This is a genomic window from Nocardioides sp. NPDC057772, assembly GCF_042798075.1.
Taxonomy (GTDB): Bacteria; Actinomycetota; Actinomycetes; order Propionibacteriales; family Nocardioidaceae; genus Nocardioides.
Genome location: NZ_JBHVKN010000291.1, coordinates 1 through 4,482, shown reverse-complemented (window position 1 = coordinate 4,482; position 4,482 = coordinate 1). Strand labels below are relative to the sequence as shown.

The following is a 4,482-nucleotide window of genomic DNA, read 5'->3' as shown; positions in this document are numbered from 1 at the left end:
GAGCCGACCCGACAGTCCCTAGACCCCGAGGGCCGCGCGGATGTCGACCTTGAGCGCACCGAGCGAGACCTCGGCCTCGGCGCGTGCCTCGGCCACCTCCGAAACGTCGGCGACCGGCTGGACGACCTCGAGGTAGCACTTGATCTTGGGCTCGGTGCCGCTGGGCCGCACGATCACCCGCGACCCGCCGGCGAGCTGGTAGCGGATGCCGTCGGTCGGCGGGAGGCCGCCGATCCCGGTGGTGAGGTCGTCGAGCTGCTGCACGGCGGCCCCGGCGAGCGCGGTCACCGGCCGGTCGCGGAGACGCTGCATCGCGCCCGCGATCTGGGCAGGGTCCTCGAGCCGGATGGAGAGCTGGCTGGTGGCGTGCAGACCGTGGTCGACCGCGATCTCGTCGAGCAGGTCGGCCAGGGTGCGGCCCTCCGCCTTCAGTGACGCCGCCAGCTCGCACAGGAGCAGCAGCGCCGAGATGCCGTCCTTGTCGCGTACGTGCTCGGGGTCGACGCAGTAGCCCAGCGCCTCTTCGTAACCGAAGGCGAGCCCCGGTGCGCGCGAGATCCACTTGAAGCCGGTGAGCGTCTCGGCGTAGTCCTGTCCGGCGGCGGTGGCGATTTTGCCGAGCAGCGAGGAGGAGACGATCGAGGCGGCGTACGTCCCGGTCACGCCCTTGTCGATCAGGTGGGTCGCCAGCAGCGCACCGACCTCGTCACCGGTCAGCATCCGCCACTTCTTGCCGACCGGGATCGCGGCGGCGCAGCGGTCGGCGTCGGGGTCGTTGGCGATGACCAGGTCGGCCCCCTTCTTGCCGGCCAGCGCCATCGCCCGGTCCATCGCCCCGGGCTCCTCAGGGTTGGGGAAGGCGACGGTCGGGAAGTCGGGGTCGGGGCGCTCCTGCTCCTTGACCACGACCGGGTCGGGGAAGCCGGCGAACTTCATCGCCAGGTGCACCAGATCGCCGCCGACACCGTGCAGCGGTGTGTAGACCGTCCGGAGGTCACGTGGGCCGCCCTCCTCGAGGAGTCCGACGACCGTGTCGAGGTAGCTGTCGACCAGGTCCTCGCTGATCGTCTGGCCGGCCGGCCCCTGCGGGACCGAGCTCACCTTGTCGACCGCCGCGATCCGCCTGGCGATCTCGACGTCGGCCGGCGGCACGATCTGCGACCCGTCACCGAGGTAGACCTTGTAGCCGTTGTCCTGCGGCGGGTTGTGGCTCGCGGTCACCATCACGCCGGCGCTGGCGTCCAGGGCCTTGACCGCGTAGGCCAGCACCGGGGTCGGCAGCGAGCGCGGCATCACCAGAGCATGCAGGCCCGCGCCGGTCATCACCTCGGCGGTGTCCTGGGCGAAGACGTCGGAGTTGTGCCGGGCGTCGTAGCCGATCACCACCGGGCCTTGCGCGCCGGTGGCGAGCAGGTAGCGGGCCAGGCCCGCGGCGGCCTTGATCACGACCACCCGGTTCATCCGGTTGGGCCCGGCCCCCAGCGCGCCGCGCAGCCCGGCGGTCCCAAACTGCAGGGTGCCCGAGAACCGGTCGGCCAGCTCGGCGACCGCGCTCGGGTCGGTCGAGGACAGCAGGCTCTCGAGCTCCGCCCGGGTCTGGGCGTCGGGGTCGTCGGCGAGCCATTCCCGGGCCAGGACGACGAGCGCGGATCGATCGGGGGGAACCATGGATCCGACCCTAGGTCATCGGGTGCCCGGAGGCTCAGATCTTGGGCAACAGGTCGCCGAGAAGTGCGCCCATCCGCGTCGCTGCGTTGCGGCCGGCCTCGAGGACCTCGGCGTGGTCGAGCGGCTGGTCGGAGATGCCGGCGGCCAGGTTGGTGACCAGCGAGATCCCGAGGATCTCCATGCCGGCCTCGCGGGCCGCGATCGCCTCGAGGGTGGTCGACATGCCGACCAGGTCGCCGCCGAGGATCCCGGCCATCTTCACCTCGGCCGGGGTCTCGTAGTGGGGGCCGGGGAACTGGACGTACACGCCCTCGTCCAGCGTGGCGTCGACCTCCTTGGCGAGGCCGCGCAGCCGCGCGGAGTAGAGGTCGGTGAGGTCGACGAAGTTGGCCCCGACCAGCGGGGACGTCGCGGTGAGGTTGATGTGGTCGCGGATCAGGACAGGGGTGCCCGGCGACCAGGACGGGTTGAGCCCGCCGCAGCCGTTGGTGAGCACGATGGTCTCGCAGCCGGCCGCGGCCGCGGTGCGGACCGGGTGGACCACGGCGGCGACGCCCTTGCCCTCGTAGTAGTGCGTGCGGCTCAGGAAGACCAGCAGGTTCTGCCCGGAAGCCGAGCGGATCGAGCGGATCTTGCCGCTGTGACCGGCGACCGCGGCGGCGCTGAAGCCGGGCAGGTCGGTGGTGGCGATCTCGGTGTAGTCCTCGCCGAGCGCGTCGACGGCGGGCAGCCAGCCCGAGCCCAGCACCAGCGCGATGTCGTGCTTCTCGACGCCGGTCTTCTCCGCGAGCGCGGCGGCGGCTTCCTTGGCGAGTTCGTAAGGCGTGGTCACTCGCCGAGTTTAGACCCGGTCAGTCGTTGGACCGGCACGGACGCGTACGCAGCGCGTGCACGTAGTCGGCGGGCGCTCCGGCGGCCTCGGCGGCATCGGCCAGCGCCCCGAGGTGGCGGGCGTCCGGGATGCCACCCTCGTACGTGTCCAGCACATAGGTCTCGCAGAGCAGCTCGCCGGCGAGCGCGGAGATGCGCACCTTGGTCTTGAAGTAGAGGCCGATGTCGGCCAGCTCCCACTTCTCCAGGGCCTCCATGTCCTGGTCGACGACGTCGTAGACCGCGACGAAGACCTGCTCGAACGGGTCCGGGACGATCGTGGTCGTCGGGCCGTCGCCGAGCACGTTGTCCTCGCCCCCGAAGGTGAGCCGCCAACCGTCCAGCCAGCCGGTCGTACGCAACGGCGAATGCGGGCACCGCTCGCTCATCAGCGCGGGGTCGAGATTGACGCCATAGGCCGCGTAGAGAGTCACAGGTCACGAGGTTACCGCCCAGTCCTCACCCGCTTGGGATCTATCTGCTAATGGCGGTCTACTCTGGTAGCCGTGACCCACTTTGATGTTCTCGTCCTCGGCGCTGGCCCCGGTGGCTACGTCGCCGCCATCCGTGCCGCTCAGCTCGGCAAGTCCGTCGCCGTCGTCGAAGACAAGTACTGGGGCGGTGTCTGCCTCAACGTCGGGTGCATCCCGTCCAAGGCGCTGCTGAAGAACGCGGAGCTGGCCCACACCCTCAACGACCCGAAGGAGAAGCAGAAGTTCGGGATCGAGGGTGACGCCACGATGTCCTTCGGGCCGACCCACGCGCGCTCCCGCCAGGTGAGCGCCGGGATCGTCAAGGGCGTCCACTTCCTGATGAAGAAGAACAAGATCACCGAGATCGACGGCTGGGGCACCCTGACCGGCCCGAAGTCGATCACGGTCGCGAAGGACGGTGCCAACACCGACTACACCTTCGACAACCTGATCATCGCCACCGGCGCCACGGTCCGCAGCGTCCCGGGCGTCGTGCCGAACGGCCAGAACATCGTCACCTACGAGGAGCAGATCCTCGACGCCAACCTCCCGAAGTCCATCGTGATCGGCGGCTCCGGCGCGATCGGCGTGGAGTTCGCCTACGTCCTGAAGAACTTCGGCGTCGACGTCACCATCGTGGAGTTCCTCGACCGGATGGTGCCCACCGAGGACGCCGACGTGTCCAAGGAGCTGGCCAAGCACTACAAGAAGCTGGGCGTCAAGGTTCTGACCTCGACCGCCGTCAAGGGCGTCGAGGACACCGGCTCGGGCGTGAAGGTGACCGTCGCGCCGGCCGGCGGTGGCGAGGAGACCGTCCTCGAGGCCGACAAGTTCCTGGCCGCCTTCGGCTTCGCGCCGCGGGTGGAGGGCTACGGCCTGGAGAACGTCGGCGTCGAGCTCACCGACCGCAAGGCCATCGCGATCGACGGCCGCGGTCGCACCAACATCGAGAACGTGTACGCCATCGGTGACTGCACCGGGAAGTTCATGCTCGCCCACGTGGCCGAGGCCATGGGCATCGTCGCCGCCGAGACCATCGCCGGCGCCGAGACCATGGAGATCAACTTCGACATGGTCCCGCGGGCGACCTTCTGCCAGCCGCAGATCGCGTCCTTCGGCTACTCCGAGGCGCAGGCCAAGGAGAAGGGCTACGACGTCAAGGTCGCGTCCTTCCCGTTCTCGGCCAACGGCAAGGCCCAGGGCCTGGGCGACGCGGTCGGCTTCGTGAAGATCGTCGCCGACGCCGAGCACAACGAGCTCCTCGGCGCCCACATGATCGGCCCCGACGTCACCGAGCAGCTCCCGGCGCTGACCCTGGCCCAGCAGTGGGACCTCACCGCCGACGAGATCTCGCGCAACATCTTCGCCCACCCGACCCTCTCCGAGGCGGTCAAGGAGGCCGTCCACGGCATCGCGGGTCACATGATCAACTTCTGATCTCACGCAGCGAGGCCCGGATCCGCACGACCGC

At 69.7% G+C, this 4,482-nt stretch carries 4 protein-coding genes; 1 reads left to right on the top strand and 3 read right to left on the bottom strand.

Translation table 11 applies throughout. The features are described 5' to 3' along the window. Positions 1-18 precede the first annotated feature (18 nt). The 3 genes from ACFVJS_RS26445 to ACFVJS_RS26435 are packed head-to-tail and all read right to left on the bottom strand — an operon-like array spanning position 19 to position 2,972. Positions 19-1,668: a phospho-sugar mutase gene (locus ACFVJS_RS26445; protein ID WP_378886537.1), complete on the bottom strand. Its 1,650-nt coding sequence runs from the start codon at positions 1,666-1,668 to the stop codon at positions 19-21. Between the two features lie 34 nt (positions 1,669-1,702). Beyond that, the gene (locus ACFVJS_RS26440; RefSeq protein ID WP_165111835.1) at positions 1,703-2,500 is read right to left on the bottom strand and encodes a purine-nucleoside phosphorylase; all 798 of its coding nucleotides are present in this window, start codon (positions 2,498-2,500) and stop codon (positions 1,703-1,705) included. A gap of 19 nt (positions 2,501-2,519) precedes the next feature. After that, positions 2,520-2,972 (bottom strand): gamma-glutamylcyclotransferase family protein, encoded by a 453-nt coding sequence (locus ACFVJS_RS26435; RefSeq protein ID WP_378886536.1) that lies wholly within the window; start codon positions 2,970-2,972, stop codon positions 2,520-2,522. Between the two features lie 72 nt (positions 2,973-3,044). Here ACFVJS_RS26435 and lpdA point away from each other — a divergent pair, with 72 nt between their 5' ends. Beyond that, a complete protein-coding gene (gene lpdA / locus ACFVJS_RS26430; RefSeq protein WP_378886535.1) occupies positions 3,045-4,448 on the top strand; it encodes a dihydrolipoyl dehydrogenase in 1,404 nt (467 codons plus the stop codon). Positions 4,449-4,482 lie beyond the last annotated feature (34 nt).